This is a genomic window from Kitasatospora sp. NPDC022856, from assembly GCF_055561235.1.
On sequence record NZ_JBVHHE010000020.1, the window covers coordinates 1 to 23,591 of the forward strand.

The window sequence follows — 23,591 nt, forward strand, 5'->3', positions numbered from 1 at the left end:
ACATTCCGAACCCGGAAGCTAAGCCTCACAGCGCCGATGGTACTGCAGGGGGGACCCTGTGGGAGAGTAGGACGCCGCCGAACAATCATTCCAAAAAGACCCCCTCCCGTTCGGGAGGGGGTCTTTTTGCGTTAACGTCTCCCCAGCACAACCCGCTCGGTGGAGAGGCGCGAACCGTTGCAGAACCTGACTCTTACCTGGCAGTCCGCCGGGGGCGCCGCGGTCGCTCTCTACGGAGGCGCGTACGCGGCCGCCCGGGTGCGGCGCGCACCACTGTCGGCGCTGCTGCGGGAGGCCGGCACCTTGCTGGCGCTGTTCGCGCTCTGGCAGCTGGTGGGGCACCTCTCGCTGATGAGCGCCGAGCACGCGCTGGACCGGGCGAGCTGGATCCACCGGACGGAGCTGGCGATCGGCCTGCCGGACGAGGCCTCCTGGCAGGCGGCCGTGACCTCGTGTCCGGCCGTGGTGAAGGCGGCGAACTACTACTACGCGTCGATGCACTTCACCGTGATGATCGCGGTGCTGCTCTGGGTCTTCGTGCGGCACCGGGCCCGCTACCCGTGGGTGCGGAACACGGTCGTGATCACGACGGCGATCTGCCTGGCGGTGCAGTTCATCCCGGTGGCGCCGCCCCGGATGCTGCCGCAGGAGGGGTTCGTCGACGTAGCGGCCGAGTACGGGCAGTCGGTGTACGGCGGCGCGGTCGGCGGGATGGTCAAGGTCGCCCAGCTGTCGGCGATGCCGTCGGTGCACGTGGCCTGGTGCGTGCTGGCGGCGGTCGCGGTGATCAGGGTGTCGTCGAGCCCGCTGCGCTGGCTGGTGGTCCTGCACCCGGTGCTGACCGTCGCGGTGGTGGTGGTCACGGCCAACCACTTCTGGGCGGACGGCCTGGTGGCCGTGGTGATCCTGCTCTTCGCGTACGCGGTCCAGGCGGCCTGCGGCCGCCGGCGGGCCCGCCGGGCGGCGTCCGGTCCGGACGCCGCAGTGGCCGGAGCCCAGGCCGGGGAGCACGTCACCACCGGGAGCTGACCGGGGCGTGAGCAGCACGGGCCGGTGGGCCCGACCTCCCCGGAAGGGAGGTCCGGCCCACCGGCGTTCGCGTGTCGGGTGTTACTTGACCGGCAGTGCCACCCGGCCCCACGCGCTGTTGGTCATGGCCGCGGTGGCCCAGTACCAGGCGACCAGCCCGGAGGCCGCGGCGACCCAGCCGGCGAACTTGGCGAGCCCGCCGGAGGTGGCGAAGGTCGCGATGGCGGAGAGCACCAGGGAGACGGTCAGCAGGCCGTACACCGCGCGGCTGAACCAGCCGGCCTTCCAGCTCGCGGCGGTGAGGGTGAGCGCGAGCAGGGCCCAGAGCAGCAGGAACAGGCCAGCCGCGTTCTTGCCGGCCCCGCCGGCGGCCGACCAGGTGGCCCAGAAGGCGCCCAGGCTGGTGAAGGCCGTGCCGGTGAAGCCCTCGCCGGCCCGGAGCTGCCAGAGGCCGGCGATGAACAGGGTGAGGCCGCCGAGGAGGTGGGCGAGACGGGCGGAGTCCCCGACCCCGGTGCCACTGAAGATGCCAGTGGAGAGGAGGCCGTAGGCGAGGAGGGTCAGGCCGAGGGCGAGGTAACCGAGGTTCCCCGCGTCGGCTCCGGTGGAGCGGGCGTTCAGTGCCCCGGTAGCTTCGTTGCTCACCGGAGGCTCCTTTCACTCTGGGCGCGCGCAGGGCGCTGTGAACCGCAGGAGGATGTTCGATGAGGTGGATGCGCGCGACCGCGCCGAGGGCGCACCACAGGAGGGTGCGACGGCTGCGGTCAGAATGATGGGCCAGCGCGAAGAACTGCTGGTCGTGTCCCCGCCGGGGGATTCCCCGGTGAGATCGGTGTACCCGGCCGGACCAGCTTGTACCCTTGTGAATCACACAATTTGTGGCGTCGTCAGCTGTGGAACGCTCATGGTTGGACCCCGGGTGAGCAGACTCGGTCAGCCCGGGCGCTGGGTGGGGACGCGCAGGGTGAGGATCGCCATGTCGTCGGACGGCGGCTCCGGCGCGAAGCGTTCGACCGCCCGCTGCACGCGCAGGGCGACCGCACCGGCCGTCAGCCCGGTACAGCCGGTGAGCACCTCGGCCAGGCCGTCGTCGCCCAGCATCCGCGACCCCTCGCGGCGTTCGGTCACGCCGTCGGTGACGCAGAGCAGGACCTCGCCGGGGGAGAGCACCAAGTGCTCCGCGGTCAGGTCGAGTTCCTCCATCACGCCGAGCAGCGGCTGCGGGGTGGCGGCCCGGTCGACCTGGCCGTCGGTGCGCAGCCGCAGCGGCAGCGGGTGGCCGGCGCAGACCATGGACAGCTCGGTGCTGCCGTCCGGTCGGGGCGTGAGCTCGCCGTAGAGCAGGGTGAGGAAGCGGCTTCGCGAACCCTCGTCCAGGATGGCCGCGTTGAGCCTGCTGAGGACCTGCGGGGCGTCCAGTCCCTCGCGGGCGAGCAGCCGCAGCGAGTGCCGGGCCAGGCCGGTGACGGAGGCGGCCTCGGGACCGGTGCCGCAGACGTCGCCGATGGCGAAGCCGTAGGTGCCCTCGCGGATGGTGAAGAGGTCGTAGAAGTCGCCGCCGACCTCGTTGCCCTCGCCGGCGGCCTGGTAGTACACGTCCACCTCGACGCCCGGGATCTCGGGCAGGTCCGGGGGGAGCAGACTGCGCTGCAGCGCCTGGCTGGTGGCGGTGCGCTCGGAGTAGAGGCGGGAGTTGTCGAGGGCGAGGGCGGCCCGCCGGGAGAGGTCCTCGGCGAGTTCCAGGATCTCCTGGCGGAACCGGACGCCGGCCGGGACGCCGAGCGCGAGCAGGCCGATGACCCGGTTGCGGGCGGCCAGCGGCAGGACCACCGTCTCACCGAGCAGGCCGGAGAGCTCGGGGTTCGCGGAAAGCCCGCCGGTCCGCGCGGTCTCGGCCGGCGCCGCCCAGAAGCGGGCGCCGTGAGTGGGTCCGGAGTCCGGGGCGGGCGTCTTGTCGAGCAGGGCGCGCAGCGGGTCGATGCGGTCCTCGTCCTCGTGCAGCACGAAGGCGAGGGAGGCCGGGGCGCCGTGGTCGCCGTTGGTGTACACGGCGCACCAGGAGGCGAGGGTGGGGACGGCCATCTGCGCCATCAGGGCGAGCGTCTGCTCGTGCTCCAGGGTGCCGGCCAGCAGGTCGGAGGCCTCGACCAGGAAGGAGAGCGAGCCGCGGCGCAGCCGTTCGAGCTCGGTGAGCCGGGTGCTCTCGATGGCCAGGGCGACCCGGTCGGCGGCGAACTGCAGGCGCAGCGCGTCCTCGTTGTCGTAGCGGCCGGGCGCGGCGGCGGCGATGCCCAGCGAGCCGATCAGCCGGCCCTCGACCTTGAGCGGGACGGTGAGCAGCGAGCGCATGCCGCTGTCGCTGAGCACCGGCAGACCGGTCGGCCGGGTGGCGAGGTCCTCGTGGACGGACGGCAGTCGGGCGGAGTCGTAGCGGTTGCCGGTGCCGACCGGGAAGCGGGTGTGGCGGCGGTGGCCGGAGGTGAGGCCGGTGGCGGCCCGGACCTCGAACTCGGTCTCGTCGTCGGTGGTGAGCAGCAGGTAGGCGGCGTCGCCGTCGAGCAGGTCGCGGGCGCGTTCGACGGTGCGCTGGAGCAGGGTGTCCAGGTCGTCGGTGGCGGTGGGACCGGCGAGCAGGTCCAGCCGGGAGCCGGTCGGGTCGGGCTTGTCGCCGGGCAGCGCCCGGGCGGGCGAGCGGAGCACCGCGCGGTCGGGTTCGAGGACGAGCAGGCAGAGCGTGGACGGGACGCCCTCGGTGTCGCGGATGCGGACCTGCAGGCCGTAGACCTCGACGGTCCGGCCGTCGGCGTGGCGCAGGCCGTAGCTGCCCTCCCAGCGGGCCAGCCGCAGCGTCGCGGCCAGCCCGAGCCCGGTGCCGGGGCCCTGTGGCCAGACGGTGAGGTCGGCCCAGGGGCGGCCGAGCACGGTGTCGGCGGGGTGCTGGAAGAGCGCCTCGGCGTCCGGGTTCCAGGCGAGCACGCGGCCGTCGTCGTCGAGCTGGACGACGGCGACGTGGACCGGTCCGGCGCTGCTGGGCAGTTCGCTGCCCGGGGTGGCGGGGACGGCGTAGCGGGTGCCGGTGACGTGGGCGGGCAGGGCGAGCCGGAACCAGACGGTCTTGCGGCCGGCGGAGTACTCGACGCCCCAGCGTTCGGCGAGGGCGGAGCACATCAACAGGCCGCGGCCGCCTTCGCCGTCGGGGTCGGCGTAGCGCTCGGAGGCGGTGACGGGGACGTCGGCGAAGGACGGCAGGCCGCGCTCGGGGTGGTGGTCGGTCACCTCGATCCGGACGGTCTCCTCCTCGCGCAGGCAGCAGACCTCGGCGGCGGTGCCGGCGTGCACCACGGCGTTGGTGACGAGTTCGCTGACCAGGACCACGGCGTCGTCGACGATCTCGGGCAGGCCCCAGCCCAGCAGCGCGTCCCGGACGAACGAGCGGGCGGCCGAGGCCGACCGGCCGACCGGTTCGAAGGTGGCGGCTGCGCGCGCGGTGACCACGTTGCCACTTCTCCTCTGCTCTGGCCTGGCTGCCCGGGTGCGGCGGCGACCTCCCCGTGGGCGCCGGCGGGGTGAGCGGCGGCGCTGGGGCGGGTCGTGGCCCGGTGCAGCGCCCCACCCTACTTTCCGGTTGGTTCCCCGTGGGGGCGGGGCGCCGAAACAGGCACCTGAGGGTGATTCTGCCCACCTGTTTCGGTCGGGGCGGTACCAACCGAGCGCAACCGGCCGTATACCCGGCGCCGGTGCTGCCAGACTGGGGGGTCCGTGACGCCCGTGGGAGCAGTACGGTCGATGCGGGTTCCGGTGGTCCGCGAGGTCACCGGGACGCTGTAGCGCCGACCGGTGTGGCTTCGCGCCCCGAAAACGGGGCACGGGGGATCACCGGACAGTTCACGATCTGGGAGGGGCCCGTTGAGTTCGGCCACCAAGGACGCAACCGGTACGACGCCGCCTGCCCAGCGCGGTGTGCGGCCCGGGGCCGCGCCGCGGAGCGCGGCCGGCCGGCGAGCGAACCACAGCCGCGGAGCCGAGCCGGCGGAGCTGCGCAAGCTGCTGGCCGCGCTGACCGCGATGCGCGACGGCAACTTCCGGCGGCGGCTGACCGTGCCCGGCGACGGTCCGCTGGCCGAGATCGCCGCCGTGTTCAACGAGGTCGCCGAGCGGAACCAGCACCTGACCGGTGAGCTGGCCAGGGTCCGGCGCGCGGTGGGCCGTGAGGGCCGGCTGAACGAGCGGCTGGAGACGGGTGCGGGCGAGGGCGCCTGGATGGCGGCCGTCGACAACTGCAACGCGCTGATCGACGACCTGGCCCGGCCGATGGCCGAGGTGGGCCGGGTGCTGGCCTCGATCGCCGAGGGCGACCTGGACCAGAAGATGGAGCTGCGCTCGCTGCACAGCAACGGGGTGAGCCACCCGCTGCGCGGCGAGTACCTGAAGATCGGCCGGACGGTCAACGGGCTGGTGGACCAGCTGTCGGAGTTCACCGACGAGGTGACCCGGGTGGCCATCGAGGTCGGTACCGAGGGCAAGCTGGGCGGCCAGGCCAAGGTGCGCAGCGTCTCGGGCAGTTGGAAGGACCTCGCGGACTCGGTCAACACGATGGCCGGCCGGCTGACCGCGCAGGTGCGCAACATCGCCCAGGTGACCACGGCGGTGGCCAAGGGCGACCTCTCGCGCAAGGTCACGGTCGAGGTGGCCGGCGAGATGCTTGAGCTGAAGAACACCGTGAACACCATGGTGGACCAGCTGAACGGCTTCGCGGCACAGGTCACCAGGGTGGCCCGGGACGTGGGCACGGAGGGCCGCCTGGGCGGCCAGGCGCAGGTCCCGGGCGTCGCGGGGGTGTGGCGGGACCTCACCGACTCGGTGAACTTCATGGCCGACAACCTGACCGGCCAGGTGCGCAACATCGCGCAGGTGACGACGGCGGTCGCGCGCGGGGACCTCTCGCAGAAGATCGAGGTGGACGCGCGGGGCGAGATCCTGGAGCTGAAGAACACCATCAACACGATGGTGGACCAGCTCTCCGGCTTCGCCGAGCAGGTGACCCGGGTGGCCCGCCAGGTCGGTACCGAGGGCCGCCTGGGCGGTCAGGCACAGGTGCCGGGCGCCGCCGGGGTCTGGCGGGACCTCACCGACAACGTCAACTTCATGGCGAACAACCTCACCGATCAGGTGCGCAACATCGCGCAGGTGACGACGGCGGTGGCCAAGGGCGACCTGTCGCAGAAGATCCAGGTGGACGCGCGGGGCGAGATCCTGGAGCTGAAGAACACCATCAACACGATGGTGGACCAGCTGGGCGCCTTCGCCGACGAGGTGACCAGAGTCGCCCGGGACGTCGGTACCGAGGGCATCCTCGGCGGTCAGGCGAGCGTGCCGGGGGTCTCCGGCACCTGGAAGGACCTGACCAACAGCGTCAACCTGATGGCCAACAACCTGACCAGCCAGGTCCGCAACATCGCGGAGGTCACCACGGCGGTCGCGCGCGGCGACGTCTCCAAGAAGATCACCGTCGACGCCCGCGGCGAGATCCTGGAGCTGGTCACCACCGTCAACACGATGGTCGACCAGCTCTCGGCGTTCGCCGACGAGGTGACCCGGGTGGCCCGCGAGGTGGGTACCGAGGGGATCCTGGGCGGCCAGGCCCGGGTCCGCGGGGTGTCGGGCATCTGGAAGGACCTGACCGACAACGTCAACTTCATGGCGTCCAATCTGACCAGCCAGGTGCGCAACATCGCCGAGGTCGCCACCGCGGTGGCCCGCGGTGACCTCTCCAAGAAGATCGACATCGAGGCGCAGGGCGAGGTCGCCGCGCTGGCCGGCACCCTGAACACGATGGTCGACCAGCTCTCCGCCTTCGCGGTGGAGGTGACCCGGGTGGCCCGCGAGGTCGGCACCGACGGCATCCTGGGCGGCCAGGCCGGGGTGCCGGGCGTGGCCGGGATCTGGAAGGACCTGACCGACAACGTCAACCTGATGGCCAACAACCTCACCGGGCAGGTCCGCAACATCGCCCTGGTGATCACGGCGGTGGCCCGCGGCGACCTCTCGCAGAAGATCGACGTCGATGCGCGCGGCGAGATCCTGCAGCTCAAGACCAGCATCAACACCATGGTCGACCAGCTCTCGGCGTTCGCCGACGAGGTGACCCGGGTGGCCCGCGAGGTGGGCACCGACGGGCGGCTCGGCGGGCAGGCCCGCGTCCCCGGCGTGGACGGCACCTGGCAGGACCTCACCGAGTCGGTGAACGAGCTGGCCAACAACCTGACCCGGCAGGTGCGCGCGATCGCCCAGGTCGCCACCGCGGTGACCAGGGGCGATCTCTCGCTGCGGATCGACGTGGACGCGTCCGGTGAGCTCGACGAGCTCAAGGACAACATCAACCAGATGATCGCCAACCTGCGCGAGACCACGCGCACCAACCAGGAACAGGACTGGCTGAAGACCAATCTGGCCCGGATCTCCGGCCTGCTGCAGGGCCGCCGGGACCTGGAGGCGGTCGCTTCGCTGATCATGACCGAGCTGACCCCGGTGGTCTCGGCCCAGCACGGCGCGTTCTTCCTGGCCCAGCCGGCCGGCCGGACCGCCGAGCTGATCACCGAGGACGACGACGAGAACGACACCGTGCTGCGGCTGATCGGCAGCTACGGCTACCAGCGGCGGGCGATGCCGACGACCTTCCGGCCCGGCGAGTCGCTGATCGGCCAGGCGGCGGTGGAGAAGCGCTCGATCATCCTCAAGGAGGCCCCGCCCGGGTACCTGAAGATCGCCTCGGGCCTCGGGGAGGCCTCGCCGGCCCACATCGTGGTGCTGCCGGTGCTGTTCGAGGGCCGCCTGCTGGGCGTGATCGAGCTGGCCACCTTCAGCTCCTTCACCACCGTCGCGCTGGACTTCCTCAACCAGATCGCCGATCTGATCGGCGTCACGGTCAACACCATCAGCGTCAACACCAAGACCGAGGGCCTGCTGCTGGAGTCCCAGCGGCTCACCGCCGAACTCTCGATGCGATCGGCCGAGTTGGAGGCGCGTCAGGAGGAACTGGAGCGGACCAACGAGGAGTTGCAGGAGAAGGCCGAGCAACTCGCCCAGCAGAACCGCGACATCGAGATCAAGAACAGCGAGATCGAAGAGGCCCGGCAGGTCCTGGAGGAGCGCGCCGAGCAACTCGCCCTGGCCTCCCGCTACAAGAGCGAGTTCCTCGCCAACATGTCGCACGAGCTGCGGACCCCGCTCAACTCGCTGCTCATCCTGGCCAAGCTGCTCTCCGACAACAACGAGGGCAACCTCTCGCCCAAGCAGGTCGAATTCGCCGACACCATCCACGGCGCCGGGTCGGACCTGCTCCAGCTGATCAACGACATCCTGGACCTCTCCAAGGTCGAGGCGGGCAAGATGGACGTCCGCCCGTCCCGGATCGCCCTGGTGCAGCTGGTCGACTACGTGGAGGCCACCTTCCAGCCGGTCGCGCTGGACAAGAACCTGGACTTCGCCGTCCGGGTCTCCTCGGCGCTGCCGGTCACCCTGCACACCGACGAGCAGCGGCTCCAGCAGGTGCTGCGGAACCTGATCTCCAACGCGGTCAAGTTCACCGACTCCGGCGCGGTGGACTTCTCGATCAGCCCGGCCGGTCCCGACGTCCCGCAGCACGTCCGCGAGCGGCTGCTGGAGGCTGGCGCGATCAAGGGCCCGGACGACCCGCTGATCGCCTTCTCGGTCTCCGACACGGGCATCGGCATCCCGGAGAACAAGCTGCGGGAGATCTTCGAGGCGTTCAAGCAGGCCGACGGCACCACCAGCCGCAAGTACGGCGGCACCGGTCTCGGGCTCTCGATCAGCCGGGAGATCGCCCGGCTGCTCGGCGGCGAGATCCACGCCGAGAGCGAGCTGGGCGCGGGCTCGACGTTCACCCTCTACCTGCCGCTGCGCACCGACGGCGGGGAGGTCGCGCCGCCGTCCGCGCCGAACGCCCCGACGCTCCGCGCCGCGGTCGGCGTCACCCCGGCGGGCACGCCCGTCCCGGTCGGCGAGAACCCGGCGGACCACTGGGCCCAGGAGGTCCGCGAACTCGCGGAGGAGCGCCGCCGCGGCGCCGTGGAGCGCCGTCGTGCGGCCCTGGAGGCACCGATCGAGGGCCGGCCGCCGTCCGGCGGCCCGGCGGCCCACCAGCCGTCCCGGGTGGACACCCGCTTCGACGGTCAGCAGGTGCTGATCGTGGACGACGACGTCCGCAACGTCTTCGCGCTCACCAGCGTCCTGGAGCAGCACGGGCTGACCGTGCTGTACGCCGAGAACGGCCGTGAGGGCATCGAGATGCTGGAGCAGCACGAGAACGTCGCGCTGGTCCTGATGGACATCATGATGCCGGAGATGGACGGCTACGCGACGACCGAGGCGATCCGCCGGATGCCGCAGTTCGCCGGGCTGCCGATCATCGCGCTGACCGCCAAGGCGATGAAGGGCGACCGGGAGAAGTCCCTGGAGGCCGGTGCCACCGACCACATCACCAAGCCGGTGGAGACCGACCACCTGCTCACCGTGATGCACGAGTGGCTGTCGGCGCGGAAGTCCTGACGCGGCCCTCCGCGGCCGGGCCCGCCCCCGCCGCCCGGTGCCCCACCGGGTCGTGGGGGCGCGAACCTCGGAGTCCGCTCCGGGGTTCGCGCCTTTCGGGGCGTGCTTTGCTGGCGGGGAGGGCCGGGAACCCGGTAGGGTCACCGATCGTTGCGAACAGTGACCGGATGGCGACTCGCTGGTGAGCGTGCGCCGGGGCACTGGGTGCGCGTTGCCCCGGACCAGGTTGCGACGGGGCGGTGTGCCGGGCGAGGGGGTGCGGCTAGCATGACCGGGGTAGTGGTGGGCAGTGTGCGAGTGCCTTCCCCAGGCAGGCAGGCGACAGGAGGGCGGGCCGTAATGCAGAAGGCGAAGATCCTCCTGGTCGACGACCGGCCGGAGAACCTGCTGGCGCTGGAGGCGATCCTCTCGGCGCTGGACCAGACGCTGGTACGGGCGGCCTCCGGCGAGGAGGCGCTCAAGGCGCTGCTCACCGACGATTTCGCGGTGATCCTGCTGGACGTCCAGATGCCCGGGATGGACGGCTTCGAGACGGCCGCCCACATCAAGCGGCGCGAGCGCACCCGGGACATCCCGATCATCTTCCTGACCGCGCTCAACCACGGGCCGCACCACACCTTCCGCGGCTACGCGGCGGGCGCGGTGGACTACATCTCCAAGCCCTTCGACCCGTGGGTGCTGCGCGCCAAGGTCTCGGTCTTCGTCGACCTCTACATGAAGAACTGCCAGCTCAAGGAGCAGGCGGCGCTGCTGCGCCTGCAACTGGAGGCGGGCGGCGAGCAGCCTGCCCTCGGCGGTGCGTTGCTCGGCGAGCTGTCGGCGCGGCTGGCGTCGGTGGAGGAGCAGGCCGAGGCGCTCGTCAAGCAGCTGGACGGCACCGAGGACGGCGGGGTCGCCGCCACCGCGGCGCATCTGGAGCGCAAGCTGGCGGGTCTGCGGCGGGCCCTGGACGCGTTGCGTCCCGGGGTGGAGTAGCGGCCGCCCGCGCGCACCCGTCCGGGTGAAACCGGGGCGGTGTGACGGTGTGTCTGCGACACGGCGGGGCGCCCCGGCTCGGCACGTGGGCACAGCTGGTCGGCCCCGGTAGGCTGCTGAGCCATGGCCACACGTACGCCCGGAAGCGCGGCACGCAACCCGAGTCCGGGACCGTCCAAGAAGGCCGCGGCGAAGGCTCCGGCCAAGCCGGTCGCGAAGAAGGCGGCCGCCAAGAAGGCCGCCCCGGCGAAGAAGGCGGCGGCCAAGCCCGCGCCGCCCGCCCCGCCGGCACCGAGGCCGATACTCTTCCGGGCCGTCCGGGCCGTCTGGCTCGGCCTGGCGCACAGCGTCGGCGCGGTCTTCCGCGGCTTCGGCGACGGCGCCAAGAACCTCGACCCGGCGCACCGCAAGGACGGCGTGGGCCTGCTGCTGTTCGCGCTCGCGCTGGTCACCGCCGCCGGCACCTGGTTCAGCCCGCAGGGCTGGCTCGGCGAGGCGGCCACCAACGTGGTCTCCGGGCTCTTCGGCCGGCTGGACGTGCTGGTGCCGTTCCTGCTGGCCCTGGTCGCGGTCCGGCTGATGCGCCACCCGGAGCTGCCGGAGGCCAACGGGCGGATCATGATCGGTCTGAGCGCCCTGGTGGTCGGCGTGCTCGGACTGGTCCACATCGGCTGCGGCGCGCCCATGATGGGCAGCGGCGCGACCCGGATAAGGGCGGCCGGCGGGATCGTCGGCTGGGCCGTCTCCACCCCGATGATGGCCGCCGCCGGGCCGCCGCTCGCGGTGCCGCTGCTCCTGCTGCTGGCCTTCTTCGGCCTGCTGGTGACCACCGCCACCCCGGTCAACCGGATCCCCGAACGGCTGCGCGCCGCCGGGGTGCGGCTCGGCGTGGTCGAGCCCGGCCCGCAGGACGCCTTCGCCGAGGGGCGTGCGCCGGAGCGCGAGTTCTCCACCGAGCCGCCGGAGGACGCGGACCCCTCGGCGCTGCCGTACCGCGTCGAGATCGACGGTCTCGCTCCGCCGGACGAGGTCGGTGCCCGCCGTCGCCGGCGCCGCCGCAAGCAGCTGGACGACCCGGAGCTCGCCTCCGGCGTCCCCGACCTGCTCGCGAAGGACCCGTTCGGCGAGGACCCGGTGGACCCGTACGCCACCCGCGACCTCGCCGCCGGGGCCGCCGCGGACCTGGACGGCGCGCTGGTCTACGGGGTGCCCGCCTCCTCGGCGGTGGCGGACATGATGCACCAGGTGCAGGACCGCACCGCCCCGCCGGAGGAGGCCGCCGTGCCGCCCGCCCGCAGCGGCGGCCAGGCGGCCCCCGAGGAGCACGGCCCGGCCCCGGTGCGGATGGAGCAGCTCCAGCTCTCCGGCGACGTCACCTACGCGCTCCCCCCGCTCGACCTGTTGGAGCGCGGCGGCCCGGCGAAGGCCCGCAGCGCCCTCAACGACGAGGTGGTGGCCCAGCTCACCGGGACCTTCGGCGAGTTCAAGGTGGACGCCAAGGTCACCGGCTTCACCCGGGGGCCGACGGTCACCCGCTACGAGGTCGAGCTGGGCCCGGCCGTCAAGGTGGAGCGGATCACCGCGCTCGCCAAGAACATCGCGTACGCGGTGGCCAGCCCGGACGTGCGGATCATCAGCCCGATCCCGGGGAAGTCCGCGGTCGGCATCGAGATCCCCAACCGGGACCGCGAGATGGTCAACCTCGGGGACCTGCTGCGCTCGCGCACGGCCGCCGAGGACACCCACCCGATGGTGGTCGGGATGGGCAAGGACGTCGAGGGCCACACCGTGATGGCCAACCTCGCCAAGATGCCGCACATCCTGGTGGCCGGCGCGACCGGCGCCGGCAAGTCGTCCTGCATCAACTGCCTGATCACCTCGATCCTGGCGCGGGCCACCCCGGACGAGGTCCGGATGGTGCTGGTCGACCCCAAGCGGGTCGAGCTGACCGCGTACGAGGGCATCCCGCACCTGATCACGCCGATCATCACCAACCCCAAGAAGGCCGCCGAGGCCCTCCAGTGGGTGGTGCGCGAGATGGACCTGCGCTACGACGACCTGGCCGCGTTCGGCTTCCGGCACGTCGACGACTTCAACGCGGCGGTGAAGGCCGGCAAGGTGACCGCCCCGCTGGGCAGCGAGCGCGAGCTGACCCCGTACCCGTACCTGCTGGTGATCGTCGACGAGCTGGCCGACCTGATGATGGTCGCCCCGCGCGACGTCGAGGACTCGGTGGTCCGGATCACCCAGCTGGCCCGCGCGGCCGGCATCCACCTGGTGCTGGCCACCCAGCGGCCCTCGGTGGACGTGGTCACCGGTCTGATCAAGGCCAACGTGCCGTCCCGGCTGGCCTTCGCCACCTCGGCGATGGCCGACTCCCGGGTCATCCTCGACCAGCCCGGCGCGGAGAAGCTGATCGGCAAGGGCGACGCGCTCTTCCTCCCGATGGGCGCGAGCAAGCCCGTCCGGATGCAGGGCGCGTTCGTCACCGAGGCCGAGATCGCCGCCGTCGTCCAGCACTGCAAGGATCAGCTGACGGCGGTCTACCGGGACGACGTGACGGTCGGCGGCGGGCCGAAGAAGGAGATCGACGAGGAGATCGGCGACGATCTGGACCTGCTGATCCAGGCCGCCGAGCTGGTCGTCTCCACCCAGTTCGGCTCCACCTCGATGCTCCAGCGCAAGCTGCGGGTCGGTTTCGCCAAGGCGGGCCGGCTGATGGACCTGATGGAGTCGCGCGGGATCGTCGGCCCGAGCGAGGGCTCCAAGGCCCGCGACGTCCTGGTGAAACCGGACGAGCTGGACGGCGTGCTCATCGCCATCCGGGGCTGACCGGCCGCCCCGGACGGTGCGTGCCCTTGCGGGTGTTCACTCGTTCGGAGGAGGGTAGGCGCGGTGCGCGGAACCGATCGAACGTGCACCGCGTCACAGGGCGCAAGAGCGGCCTCCGGGTTCGTCGGCCCCCGTCCTGACTGTCGGTCAGTGGACGATCGGAACCGTGCCCGGATGGGCGTGCGCATTCGGTCCTGCTCCGCTTGAGAAACGATCCTCCTCCGCCCCTAGACTGTTCTCCAGCAGGTGGCCATCCGCTCGAAAGGCGTGCACCGTGACCATCGGCAAGTCCCCCGATCGCGAGAACGCTCCGTCCTCCGCCGAGCTGTCCGGCGAGCCGGACCACGCGGCCGATGCCCCGAGCATCGGCCGGGTGCTGTCCGTCGCCCGGATCGACGCCGGACTCACGGTCGATCAGGTGAGTACCGCCACCCGGGTCCGGGTGCCGATCGTGCATGCCATCGAGGAGGACGACTTCGCCCGATGCGGTGGCGATTTCTACGCCCGGGGCCACATCCGGGCGATCGCCCGGGCGGTCGGCGTGGACGGCGAGGCACTGGTCGCCCGGTACGACGCCGCGCACGGCGGGGCCCCCGCCGGCAAGCGGCCCACCCAGCTGATCGACAGCGGGCCGATCAAGGTGCCCGGCCGCGGCCGCCCGAACTGGACGGCCGCGATGGTGGCCGCGATCTTCGCGGTGGTCGCCCTGATCGGCTTCAACCTGGTGAGCGGCAAGACCGGCGGCTCGACCACCGGCTCGGCCAGCGCGCCGCTGCCCAGCGGGTCCGGCACCGGCTCGGTCGCGCCCGTCGCCTCACCGAGCGTCCAGCCGCCGGCCCCGGCGCCCAGCGCCGAGGCGATCGCGGCCGCCCCGGCCGACAAGGTCACGGTGAAGCTGGTCGCCGAGAAGGACACCAGCTGGGTCTCGGCGCTGGACGGCAGCGGCAAGTCCCTGTTCCAGAACAACATCGAGGAAGGCCAGGACCAGACCTTCACCGACCCGAAGCAGATCAAGCTGGTGATCGGCAACGCGGGTGCCGTGCATGTGTACGTCAACGGCAAGGATCTCGGTCCGGCCGGGAAGAACGGCCAGGTGGTGCACGTCACGTACACCCCCGGCGACCCGCAGGCGGGCTGATGGCAGGGGCCGTGCGCCCCGGTGAAGATCTGGTAATCCGAGGCGCGCGGCCTCCGGGGCGAACGGCACCGGAGGCCGCGCGTTAATCTTGGCCCTATGCCTGAACGCCGTACTGTCGCCCTTGTCACGCTCGGATGCGCCCGCAACGAGGTGGACTCCGAGGAACTCGCCGGGCGACTGGAGGCCGACGGCTGGCTGCTCGTCGACGACGCCTCCGACGCCGACGTGGCCGTCGTCAACACCTGCGGGTTCGTCGAGGCCGCCAAGAAGGACTCCGTCGACGCCCTGCTGGAGGCCAACGACCTCAAGGGGCACGGTCGCACCCAGGCCGTCGTCGCGGTCGGCTGTATGGCCGAGCGGTACGGCAAGGAGCTGGCCGACGCGCTGCCCGAGGCGGACGGCGTGCTCGGCTTCGACGACTACTCCGACATCTCCGACCGCCTGCAGACCATCCTGTCCGGCGGCCACCACGCCCCGCACCTGCCGCGCGACCGCCGCAAGCTGCTGCCGCTGAGCCCGGTCGAGCGCCAGGCCGCCGCCGCCGAGGTCGCCCTGCCGGGCCACGGGGCCCCCGAGGACCTGCCCGAGGGCCTCGCCCCGGCCTCCGGCCCGCGCACCCTGCGCAAGCGGCTGGACGACAACCCGGTCGCCTCGGTGAAGCTCGCCTCGGGCTGCGACCGCCGGTGCTCCTTCTGCGCCATCCCGGCCTTCCGCGGCTCGTTCATCTCGCGCCGCCCCTCCGACGTGCTGCAGGAGGCCCAGTGGCTGGCCGCGCAGGGCGTCCGCGAGGTGGTGCTGGTCAGCGAGAACAACACCTCCTACGGCAAGGACCTCGGCGACATCCGGCTGCTGGAGACGCTGCTCGGCGAGATCTCCGCGATCGAGGGCGTCGAACGCGTCCGGGTCTCCTACCTGCAGCCCGCCGAGATGCGGCCGGGGCTGATCGACGCGATGACCGGCACCGCCGACGTGGTGCCCTACTTCGACCTCTCGTTCCAGCACTCGGCACCCGCGGTGCTGCGCCGGATGCGGCGGTTCGGCTCCACCGACCAGTTCCTGGAGCTGCTCGGGACCATCCGCGGCAAGGCCCCGCAGGCCGGCGCCCGCTCCAACTTCATCGTCGGCTTCCCCGGTGAGACCGAGGAGGACTTCGCCGAGCTGGAGCGGTTCGTCACGCACGCGGGCCTCGACGCGATCGGCGTCTTCGGCTACTCGGACGAGGACGGCACCGAGGCGGCGACCTTCGACGGCAAGCTGCCCGAGGACGTGGTGGCGGACCGGCTGAACCGGCTCTCCAGGCTCGCCGAGGAGATGACCGCCCAGCGGGCCGAGCAGCGGATCGGGACCGAGGTCGAGGTGCTGATCGAGTCGGTCGACGGCGACCTGGTCGAGGGCCGCGCCGCCCACCAGGCCCCCGAGACGGACGGCCTCACCACGCTCACCGGGGTGGCCGACCCGCAGGTCGGCCGGTTCTACCGGGCCCGCGTGGTCGCCAGCGAGGGCGTCGACCTGATCGCCGAGGCGCTGGAGCAGGTCCGGGTCGGCCAGGCCCCGGGAGCCGGGGAATGACCAAGGGGCCCGGCGCTCCGGCCGCGGCTCACCCGGGCAGACCGGCGGCCGCGGCCCCGCCGGCGCCGGGAATCTGGAACATCGCGAACATGCTCACGATGCTCCGGCTGCTGCTGGTGCCGGTCTTCGTGGCGCTGCTCTTCGCCGACGGCGGCCACGACCCCAAGTGGCGCGCGGTGGCCTGGGCCTCGTTCGCGGTCGCGATGATCACCGACCTGTTCGATGGCGAGCTGGCCCGCCGCAAGGGCCTGGTCACCGACTTCGGGAAGATCGCCGACCCGATCGCCGACAAGGCGATCATGGGCTCGGCGCTGATCGGCCTCTCGGTGCTGGGCGACCTGCCGTGGTGGGTCACCGTCGTCATCCTGGCCCGGGAGCTGGGCATCACCGTCATGCGGTTCTGGGTGATCCGGTACGGGGTCATCCCCGCCAGCCGGGGCGGCAAGCTGAAGACGCTCACCCAGGGCATCGCGGTGGGCATGTACGTCCTGGAGCTGACCGGCTGGCTGGCCACCGCGCGGGCCGTGCTGATGGCGCTCGCGGTGCTGCTCACCGTCGGGACGGCGCTGGACTACGTCGGGCAGGCGCTGCGCCTGCGCCGTGAGGGGCTGGCCGCGGAGCGCGCCGGCCGGTGAGGGAGGCGGACGGGGTGGGGTTCGGAGCGGACAACGTCGGAGCGGGCAACTCCGGGGCGGGCAACTCCGGGGCGGGCGACGTCGGAGCTGCTTACGAGGCGGCGGCGCTGAAGGCGCACGCCGCGCTGCGCGGGGAGGGCGCCACGCTGGCGGTCGCCGAGTCGCTCACCGGCGGGCTGCTGGCCGCCGCGCTGGTCGACGTCCCCGGGGCGTCCGCGACCTTCCGCGGCTCGGTCACCGCGTACGCGACCGAGCTGAAGGCCTCGGTGCTCGGCGTCGACGAGGGGCTGCTGGCCGTGCACGGGCCGGTCCACCCGCTGGTGGCCCGGCAGATGGCCGAGGGCGTGCGCCGGCTGCTGGGGGCCACGTACGGGCTCGCGACCACCGGAGTGGCCGGCCCGGATCCGCAGGACGGACAGCCGGTGGGCACGGTACACCTCGCACTGGCCGGTCCGGGGGGAAGTCGGGTCAGTTCGCCGCGACTGTCGGGGGACCGTGCCACAATCCGTCACGGAGCGGTGACCGCCGCTCTGGAGCTGCTCGTCGGGCGGCTCCCGTCCGGTGCGTCCACGCACTGACCAGCTGCTCACCCTCGGTTCCCGCCGTACGGCCCGCACCGTCGAAGGCTCCGCCCCCGGTGTCCGGACCGGTCCGTCGGCGCAGATCTCCACCGAACCGAGATCTGCCGAACTGGCGTACGGGGATGAGGTCGACGGAGGATCGTGTTACATCGGAGGTCCTGGGGCAGAAACCAGGTGGCGAACGAGTGGCGCGGCGGTGACCCGGTGCCGCACGGAGGGTACGACGAGGTGCCCGCGGGCCGGGGTGCGACACCGAAACAGGGGAGGGGACAGCCTTGCAGCCCAGAGTGAACACGACCATGGTCCCCGCACGCGAAGCGGGCAAGGCGGTACGGTGGGGGCGTGACATCTCGATCCGCAGTCCGAGGAGGGAGGCACCGATGATCCTGCTCCGTCGCCTACTGGGCGATGTACTGCGTCGGCAGCGCCAGCGCCAGGGCCGCACACTTCGCGAGGTGTCGGCAGCAGCCAGGGTTTCGCTCGGTTACCTCTCCGAGGTCGAGCGGGGACAGAAGGAGGCCTCCTCGGAGCTGCTCTCCGCGATCTGCGACGCACTCGACGTTCGAATGTCCGAGGTCATGCGCGAGGTCAGTGACGAACTCTCGCTCGCCGAACTTGCGGCGATGTCCAGCCTCTCCGAAGGTGAACTGCTGAGGCCGGTGCTCGAACCGGTACCGCTGCCCGCCCCCGGCAACGACCGGGCGAACCTCTCGCCCAAGGCCGCCGCGATGGACGTGGTCGCCGCCTGACCTGGCCTCGACGCCCGGGCCCCTGGTGCCCGGGGCGAGCGAAGGAGGCCGGTCGTGCGGAAGGCAGCTACGACGTTCGCCGAGGCCCGAATACGGCTGGGGCAGTTGGTTCCCCGGCGTCTGCGCAGGATTCTGCCGATGTCGGCGGGCGCTCTCGCCGGCTGGCTGGTGCTCCGGGGCCAACCGGCCGACGGGGCCGCGCTGGGGCTGCTCGCGGCCGGCGGGTGGGGGCTCGGCCTGATCCCGGTGCACGCGGACCGCTGGTCCACCGGACCGGAGCCGCGCCGAACGGGTGAGCCGAGGGCCCGGATGGAGGCAGAGCCTCCGATCGGGTGAGCGCAGTGATGCGGTGCGAAGGCCGCGAGGTGGTTCTCCGCCTCGCGGCCTTCGCCGTGCCCGGCGGTGGGCGCCCGCCGTTCCCCGGGCCCGGGGCGGGTCAGGGCCGCAGCCGCAGGCCCCGTGGGGTGGGGTGGAAGCCGGCCTCCTCCAGGGCGGCGCCGAGCGGGGAGCCGAGCGCGGGCACGCCGTTGGCCCGCTCGACGGTGACGCTGCCGAGCGCCCCCGCGCGGACCGCCGAGGCCAGCGCGGCCGTCGCGGCGGAGAGGGTGGCCTCGTCCTCGGGCCAGGCCAGCAGGGACTTGCCGCCCCGCTCGATGTAGAGGCCCAGCTCGCCGTCGACCAGCACCACCAGGGCGCCGGCCTTGCGGCCGGGGCGGTGCGCCCTGGCCTCCCGGGCCTCCTTGGTCTCCTTCGGCGCCTCCCCGGCCGCGGTGGCCCGCTCGGCACCGGGTGCCGCAGTGCCCGGCGGGTCGGGCCAGGGCAGCGCGGCGCCGTAGGCGTTCGCGGGGTCGGCGGCGGCCAGGACCAGCACCTGCGGGGGCTCGGCCGCCGGACCGGCCGGCCACTCGGCGGCCCGGGCCCGCTCCAGCCGCCCGCTGACGGACCGCAGCCGGTCGGCGGCGCCGTCCATGGCGAACTGGGCGCCGCCCAGCCCCTCCACGAAGTACCCCCGGCGGGCCCGGCCGCGCTCCTCCATCGCGGCGAGCACCCGGTACACCCCGGCGAAGCCGCCCGGGATCCGCTCGGCCGCCACCGCGCCCCGGGTCAGCAGGCCGTGCCGGTCCAGCAGGCTCTGGGCCTGGGTGGTGGCCCGCACCGTCGGGTCGGCGTCGAAGGCGGGCAGCAGCGACCAGCGCCCGGCCACCGTCGGCGGTCCGCCGCGCAGCGTGCCGCCGGCCCGGCCGAAGGCCCGGCCCGCGCCGCCGTAGCGCCCGCGCGGGGTGGCCCGGGGCGCCCGGTGGGCGGTCGCGCCGGCCGTCCGGCCGGAGCCGAGCAGGGCCCGCAGCGGGGCGAGGGTGTCGTTGCTGACGTACCCGGCCCAGACCAGGTCCCAGAGGGCCTCGACGACCTCGGTCTCGGGGGTGTCGGGGAGCTGGGCGACCAGCTGGCGGAAGAAGAGCCCGTAGCCGCCGGCCAGGGCCTCCAGCAGCGCGGTGTGCACGGGTGTGACGGCGGGCGGGACGGGCTCCGGACGCAGCAGGTGGGCGTGCTCGGCGAGGTGCAGGCCGATCCAGCCGTCCTTGCCGGGCAGGGCGCCGGCGCCGGACCAGCCGATCTCACCGGCGGCCATCAACTCGTCCAGCAGGCCGGGGGAGTAGTCCGCGAGCCGGGCCGGGAGGATCAGCCGCTCCAGGGCGGAGGCGGGCAGGGCGGTGCCCTGGAGCTGCTCGACCACCCGGAGCAGGCCGTCCGGGCCGCGCAGCCGGTGGCCGGCCAGGTGCTGCCACTGCGGGAGGAAGGCGGCCAGGGCGCGCGGCGGGACGGCCTCGACCTCCTGGCGCAGGGCGGCCAGCGAACGGCGGCGCAGCCGGCGCAGCACCTCGGCGTCGCACCACTCGACGGTGGCGGGGTGGCCGTCGTTGGAGGCCGGGCGTGCGGCGTCCGGCACGAGGGGGTGGGCGTCGGGCGGGCGGAACTCGCCCTGGACCAGCCGCCCGGCGGCGGTGAGGCGCTGCAGGGTGCCGGCGACCACCGCGCTGCCGAGGCCGAAGCGGGCAGCGGCCTCGGCGGCGGTGAACGGGCCGTGGGTGCGGGCGTACCGGGCGAGGAGGTCGCCCAGCGGGTCCTTGACCGGCTCGGTGAAGGCCTCCGGGACGCCGACCGGCAGGGGGGTGCCCAGGGCGTCGCGCAGCCGCCCGGCGTCCTCGACGGCGGCCCAGCGCTGCTCGCCGGCGATCCGGACCGCGATCACCCGGCGGGTGGCTTCGAGCTCCAGGGCCCAGAGCGGTTCGGCGCCGCGGGCGGTCAGCTCGGCCTCGGTGAGCGGACCGAGCAGCCGCAGGGCGTCGGCGACGCCCTCGGCGTCCTTGACCCGGCGCTCGGGGGTGAGCCGCTGGAGCTCCGCCTCCAGCTCGGCCAGGACCTGCGGGTCGAGCAGCTCGCGCAGCTCGGCCTGGCCGAGCAGCTCGGAGAGCAGCCGGGAGTCCAGCGCGAGGGCGGCGGCCCGGCGCTCGGCGAGCGGGGAGTCCCCCTCGTAGAGGAACTGGGCGACGTAGCCGAAGAGCAGCGAGCGGGCGAACGGGGAGGGCTCGGGCGTGGTGACCTCGACCAGGCGCACGGCGCGCGATTCGAGGTCCCGCATCAGCTCGACCAGGCCGGGGACGTCGAAGACGTCCTGGAGGCACTCCCGGACGGCCTCCAGGACGATCGGGAACGAGCCGTACTCCGAGGCGACCTCCAGGAGCTGCGCGGATCGCTGGCGCTGCTGCCAGAGCGGGGTGCGCTTGCCCGGGCTGCGCCGGGGGAGCAGCAGGGCGCGGCCGGCGCACTCGCGGAAGCGGGAGGCGAACAGGGCGGAGCCGCCGACCTGGTCGGTGACGAGCTGTTCGATCTCGCCGGAGTCGAACAGGGCGGCGTCGGCGCCGACCGGGGCGTCGTCCGGCGCCGGCTGCTCCACCGGGAAGTCGAGCAGGTCGGCGTCGGGGAGGCGGAGCACGATGCCGTCGTCGGCGTGCATGACCTGGGGGTCCAGACCGTGCTTCTCCCGCAGCCGGGCGCCGATCGCGAGCGCCCAGGGCGCGTGCACCTGGGCGCCGAACGGGGAGTGGATGACGATCCGCCAGTCGCCGAGCTCGTCGCGGAAGCGCTCGACCACGATGGTGCGGTCGTCCGGGAGGTGGCCGCAGGCGGCGCGCTGCTCGGTGAGGTAGCCGAGGAGGTTCCCGGCGGCCCAGTCGTCCAGGCCGGCCTGCCGGAGCCGGGCGGTGGCGGCGGCGGGCTCCAGCGCGCCCAGCTCGCGGGTGAACGCGCCGAGCGCGCGGCCGAGTTCGAGCGGGCGGCCGAGGGTGTCGCCCTTCCAGAACGGGAGCCGGCCGGGGACCCCGGGCGCGGGGGTGACCAGCACCTTGTCGTGGGTGATCTCCTCGATCCGCCAGGAGGTGGTGCCGAGGGTGAAGACGTCCCCGACGCGCGACTCGTAGACCATCTCCTCGTCCAGCTCGCCCACCCGGCGGCCGCCGGTGCCCTTGCGGCCGGCCTTGGAGTCGGCCGCCTCGGAGCCGGCGATGAAGACGCCGAACAGGCCGCGGTCGGGGATCGTGCCGCCGGAGGTGACGGCGAGCCGCTGGGCACCGGGACGGCCGGTGACGGTACCGGCCACCCGGTCCCAGACCAGGCGGGGGCGGAGCTCGGCGAAGGCGTCCGAGGGGTAGCGGCCGGCCAGCATGTCCAGCACGGCGTCGAAGGCGGACTGCGGCAGGGTGGCGAACGGCGCGGCCCGGCGGACCAGTGCGAGCAGGTCGTCCACCGGCCAGGTGTCCAGCGCCGTCATGGCGACGAGCTGCTGGGCGAGCACGTCCAGCGGGTTGCGCGGGATGCGCAGCGCCTCGATCCGGCCGGCCCGCATCCGCTCGGTGACCACGGCGGACTGCACCAGGTCCCCCCGGTACTTGGGGAAGAAGACGCCGGTGGAGACGGCGCCGACCTGGTGGCCGGCCCGGCCGACCCGCTGGAGGCCGGAGGCGACCGAGGGCGGTGACTCGACCTGGACGACCAGCTCGACGGCGCCCATGTCGATGCCGAGCTCCAGGCTGGAGGTGGCGACCACGGCGGGCAGCCGGCCGGCCTTCAGCTCCTCCTCGACCAGGGCGCGCTGCTCCTTGGAGACCGAGCCGTGGTGGGCGCGGGCGATCACCGGCGGGGCGCCCCTGGCGACGCCGGACTCGGCCATCACCTGGGCGGGCGCGTGCGCCTCGGGGAGCGGCTCGCCGGCGGCTCGCTCGTAGGCGATCTCGTTGAGCCGGTTGCAGAGCCGCTCGGCGAGCCGGCGGGAGTTGGCGAAGACGATGGTCGAGCGGTGGGCCTGGACGAGGTCGACGATCCGCTCCTCGACGTGCGGCCAGATCGAGGCTCCGCCGCTCTGCCGGTCGGTGTCGCCGCCGGTGGCGGGGGCGGGCGGCAGGTCGTCGAGGTCGGGGACGGGGACGACCACCGAGAGGTCGAACTCCTTGGCACCGGCGGGCTGGACGACGGTGGCACCGCGCCGCGGGCTGAGGTAGCGGGCCACCTCCTCGACCGGCCGGACGGTGGCGGAGAGGCCGATCCGGCGGGCCGGGTGCTCCAGCAGTTCGTCCAGCCGCTCCAGGGAGAGCGCCAGATGGGCGCCGCGCTTGGTGCCGGCCACGGCGTGCACCTCGTCCAGGATCACCGTGTCGATGCCGCGCAGGGCCTCCCGGGCGGCGGAGGTGAGCAGCAGGAAGAGCGACTCGGGGGTGGTGATCAGGATGTCCGGCGGGTGGGTGGTGAAGCGGCGCCGGTCGGCGGCGGGGGTGTCGCCGGAGCGGATGCCGACCTGGACGTCCGGCTCGGGCAGGCCGAGCCGGACGGCGGCCTGGCGCAGGCCCGCCAGTGGAGAGCGCAGGTTCCGCTCGACGTCGACGGCGAGGGCCTTGAGCGGCGAGATGTAGAGGACCCGGCAGCGGCGCTTCGGCTCGGCGGGGGGCGGGGTGCTGCTCAGGCGGTCCAGCGCGGAGAGGAAGGCGGCGAGCGTCTTGCCGGAGCCGGTGGGGGCCACCACCAGGACGTCCGTCCCGCCGGCGATGGCCTGCCAGGCCTCGGCCTGGGCGGTGGTGGGCGCGTGGAAGGCGCCCGAGAACCACGCCCGGGTGGCCGGGGCGAATCCGGCCAGCGGGTCGGCGGGCGGCTGGGGGTGGGTCTTCGGCGCCATGCCCCCATGGTGCCGGGTGGCACTGACAAGGGGCGGGTGGAGGCGGCGGCGCCGGTCGGCCGGGGCGTCGCGAGGGCGGGGCGTCGCGAGGGCGGGGCGTCGCGGGGCCGGGTCGGGGTGCCGGGCCGTCGGGGTGCCGGGCCGTCGCGAAGTCGGGGCAGGAGGGGTCGGGAGGGGTCGGAAGGGTCACCGGAAAGGCAGAAAGGATAATCCGCTCATATGGTGATAATTCAGACACCTGATCCTCTCGTGGCATCGGACCTCCGGTGATCGCCGGATCCCCGCGGCCAC

The 23,591-nt window shown here is 73.3% G+C and carries 13 protein-coding genes and 1 rRNA gene; 11 read left to right on the forward strand and 3 right to left on the reverse strand.

The genetic code is table 11. The features are described from left to right. A 5S ribosomal RNA gene (gene rrf / locus ACZ34W_RS24655) occupies positions 1–83 on the forward strand; the annotation flags it as partial. 76 nt (positions 84–159) lie between these two features. Continuing rightward, entirely contained in the window at positions 160–1,029 is an 870-nt protein-coding gene (locus tag ACZ34W_RS24660; protein ID WP_465607127.1) for a phosphatase PAP2 family protein, read from the forward strand. 81 nt (positions 1,030–1,110) lie between these two features. On the opposite strand, the gene ACZ34W_RS24665 is transcribed toward ACZ34W_RS24660, so the two are convergent. Both ACZ34W_RS24665 and ACZ34W_RS24670 read right to left on the reverse strand, forming a co-directional pair. Next, entirely contained in the window at positions 1,111–1,674 is a 564-nt protein-coding gene (locus ACZ34W_RS24665) for an acetate uptake transporter (RefSeq protein ID WP_359806547.1), read from the reverse strand. 288 nt (positions 1,675–1,962) lie between these two features. After that, positions 1,963–4,524 carry a SpoIIE family protein phosphatase gene (locus ACZ34W_RS24670; RefSeq protein WP_329489803.1) on the reverse strand — a complete coding sequence of 854 codons (2,562 nt, stop codon included), beginning with the start codon at positions 4,522–4,524 and terminating at the stop codon, positions 1,963–1,965. Between the two features lie 570 nt (positions 4,525–5,094). Here ACZ34W_RS24670 and ACZ34W_RS24675 point away from each other — a divergent pair. The 9 genes from ACZ34W_RS24675 to ACZ34W_RS24715 all read left to right on the forward strand — a co-directional run bounded on the left by ACZ34W_RS24675 (position 5,095) and on the right by ACZ34W_RS24715 (position 18,412). Continuing rightward, positions 5,095–9,597 (forward strand): HAMP domain-containing protein, encoded by a 4,503-nt coding sequence (locus tag ACZ34W_RS24675; protein WP_465607241.1) that lies wholly within the window; start codon positions 5,095–5,097, stop codon positions 9,595–9,597. Positions 9,598–9,936: 339 nt separating this feature from the next. After that, positions 9,937–10,572, forward strand: coding sequence for a response regulator (locus ACZ34W_RS24680; RefSeq protein WP_329489804.1), 636 nt, complete (start codon positions 9,937–9,939; stop codon positions 10,570–10,572). A 123-nt stretch (positions 10,573–10,695) separates the two neighbouring features. Next, positions 10,696–13,404, forward strand: coding sequence for a DNA translocase FtsK (locus ACZ34W_RS24685; protein ID WP_329489805.1), 2,709 nt, complete (start codon positions 10,696–10,698; stop codon positions 13,402–13,404). Between the two features lie 274 nt (positions 13,405–13,678). Continuing rightward, positions 13,679–14,542, forward strand: coding sequence for a helix-turn-helix domain-containing protein (locus ACZ34W_RS24690; protein ID WP_329489806.1), 864 nt, complete (start codon positions 13,679–13,681; stop codon positions 14,540–14,542). A 96-nt stretch (positions 14,543–14,638) separates the two neighbouring features. Continuing rightward, entirely contained in the window at positions 14,639–16,111 is a 1,473-nt protein-coding gene (gene rimO, locus ACZ34W_RS24695; protein WP_329489807.1) for a 30S ribosomal protein S12 methylthiotransferase RimO, read from the forward strand. Then, on the forward strand, positions 16,108–16,746 hold the full coding sequence (gene pgsA / locus ACZ34W_RS24700) for a CDP-diacylglycerol--glycerol-3-phosphate 3-phosphatidyltransferase (protein ID WP_329489808.1): 639 nt from the start codon (positions 16,108–16,110) through the stop codon (positions 16,744–16,746). The genes rimO and pgsA overlap by 4 nt, the downstream gene beginning before the upstream one ends. A gap of 107 nt (positions 16,747–16,853) precedes the next feature. Beyond that, entirely contained in the window at positions 16,854–17,324 is a 471-nt protein-coding gene (locus ACZ34W_RS24705; RefSeq protein ID WP_329492264.1) for a CinA family protein, read from the forward strand. Between the two features lie 383 nt (positions 17,325–17,707). Next, the gene (locus tag ACZ34W_RS24710) at positions 17,708–18,076 is read left to right on the forward strand and encodes a helix-turn-helix domain-containing protein (RefSeq protein ID WP_329489809.1); all 369 of its coding nucleotides are present in this window, start codon (positions 17,708–17,710) and stop codon (positions 18,074–18,076) included. A gap of 54 nt (positions 18,077–18,130) precedes the next feature. Then, positions 18,131–18,412 (forward strand): hypothetical protein, encoded by a 282-nt coding sequence (locus tag ACZ34W_RS24715; protein WP_465607132.1) that lies wholly within the window; start codon positions 18,131–18,133, stop codon positions 18,410–18,412. 100 nt (positions 18,413–18,512) lie between these two features. Here the strand turns inward: ACZ34W_RS24715 and ACZ34W_RS24720 are convergent, their stop codons facing one another. Continuing rightward, positions 18,513–23,300 carry an ATP-dependent helicase gene (locus ACZ34W_RS24720; protein ID WP_465607134.1) on the reverse strand — a complete coding sequence of 1,596 codons (4,788 nt, stop codon included), beginning with the start codon at positions 23,298–23,300 and terminating at the stop codon, positions 18,513–18,515. Positions 23,301–23,591 lie beyond the last annotated feature (291 nt).

Coding starts and splice junctions, on each gene's coding strand:
- ACZ34W_RS24710 (WP_329489809.1), top strand. CDS start 17,708: ATGATCCTGCTCCGTCGCCTACTGGGCGATGTACTGCGTCGGCAGCGC.
- rimO (WP_329489807.1), top strand. CDS start 14,639: ATGCCTGAACGCCGTACTGTCGCCCTTGTCACGCTCGGATGCGCCCGC.
- ACZ34W_RS24720 (WP_465607134.1), bottom strand. CDS start 23,300: ATGGCGCCGAAGACCCACCCCCAGCCGCCCGCCGACCCGCTGGCCGGA.
- ACZ34W_RS24675 (WP_465607241.1), top strand. CDS start 5,095: ATGCGCGACGGCAACTTCCGGCGGCGGCTGACCGTGCCCGGCGACGGT.
- ACZ34W_RS24680 (WP_329489804.1), top strand. CDS start 9,937: ATGCAGAAGGCGAAGATCCTCCTGGTCGACGACCGGCCGGAGAACCTG.
- pgsA (WP_329489808.1), top strand. CDS start 16,108: ATGACCAAGGGGCCCGGCGCTCCGGCCGCGGCTCACCCGGGCAGACCG.
- ACZ34W_RS24685 (WP_329489805.1), top strand. CDS start 10,696: ATGGCCACACGTACGCCCGGAAGCGCGGCACGCAACCCGAGTCCGGGA.